The organism is Actinoplanes sp. NPDC023801 (genome assembly GCF_040639655.1).
Taxonomy (GTDB): Bacteria; Actinomycetota; Actinomycetes; order Mycobacteriales; family Micromonosporaceae; genus Actinoplanes.
In genome coordinates, this window is the sequence record NZ_JBFAAI010000079.1 from 1 (window position 1) to 1,642 (window position 1,642).

At 65.5% G+C, this 1,642-nt stretch carries 1 protein-coding gene; it reads right to left on the reverse strand.

Annotation, left to right across the window (positions count from 1 at the left end; translation table 11 throughout):
* On the reverse strand, positions 1-1,642 hold a 1,642-nt coding region (locus AB0G04_RS44155; RefSeq protein ID WP_360996740.1), incomplete at both ends, for an MDR/SDR family oxidoreductase.

The following is a 1,642-nucleotide window of genomic DNA, read 5'->3' on the forward strand; positions in this document are numbered from 1 at the left end:
ACCTCCGCCTTACCCGACCGGTAACCCGACAGATCCATCACCACCGGCACCACATGCGACCACGACGACCGCACCGCCTCGTCGAACAACGCCAAACCCAACTCCGACGACAGCGTCCCACCAATACGCGCCAACGCCCGCTCATCCAAATGCGACGTCATCCGCGACAACGCCGCCCACAACCCCCACCCCACCGACAACCCCGGCAACCCCGACGCCCGCCGCCGCGCCACCACCCCATCCAACACCGCATTCGCCGACCCATAAGCCGCCTGACCCGCCGACCCGAACACCGCCGCCGCCGACGAAAACATCACGAACCACGCCAGATCCCGGCCCCGCGTCACCTCATCCAGCCACACCGCCGCATCAGCCTTACCCGCCCACCCCGACGCCACCCGACCAGCCGTCACCCCCTCAAACGCACCGTCCTGCAACACCCCCGCACAATGCACCACCCCCGACAAATCCCCGATGCCATCAACCAGACCCGCCACCGCAGCCCGATCCGAAACATCACACGCCACCACCCGAACCCGCGCACCCAACCCCTCCAACCGGGCACACAACCCATCGGCACCCGGCGCCGCCGGACCACGCCGCGACACCAGCACCAAATCCGACACACCATGACCCACCACCAGATGCTCAGCCACCAAAGCACCCAGCACACCCGTCCCACCAGTCACCAGCACCGAACCCGAAACCCCGACCGGAACCGTCAACACCACCTTGCCCACATGCCGGCCCTGCGACATGAACCGGAACGCCTCCACCGCATCCCGCACATCCCACGCCCGCACCGGCAACAACGACAACCGGCCCGCCCCGAACAGACCCACCACCTCAGCCTGAATCTGCGCCACCCGATCAAACCCGACCCGCGTCAAATCAAAAGTCGAATACGCGACGCCACGAACCGCCAGCTCCTCACCGTCACGCACGTCGGCCTTACCCATCTCCACAAACCGGCCACCCGCACCCAACATCCGCAACGACGCATCCGTGAACTCACCCGCCAGCGAATTCAAAACCACATCCACCACACCGAACTTCGCCTCAAAACCGGTATCCCGCGACGAAGAAATATGCGCATCATCCAAACCCAGACCACGCAACACCGGCCACTTCACCGGCGACGCCGTCGCAAACACCTCCACACCCCACAACAACGCCAACTGAATCGCGGCCATCCCCACACCACCAGCACCCGCATGCACCAGCAACCGCTCACCAGCCCGCACACCAGCCACATCACGCAACCCGAAAAACGCCGTCACAAACGCCGTCGACACCGACGCCGCCTCCGCAAACGACCACCCCACCGGCACCCGCGACAACAACACCGCATCCGTCACCGCCACCGGACCAAACGCACCCCTGAACGAACCGAACACCCGATCACCAGGCGAAAAACCGGTAACCCCAGGCCCGACCTCCACCACCACGCCGGCACCCTCCGAACCCATCAACGCAGGCTCCGGATAAAGACCCAACGCCATCAACACGTCACGGAAGTTGACACCCGCGGCACGCATGGACACCCGCACCTGGCCAGCACCAACCGGCACCTCCTCAGCCGGGACCAGCCGCAGACAATCCAGCGACGCACCACCCACCACATCCAGATGCCAGGCAGCCG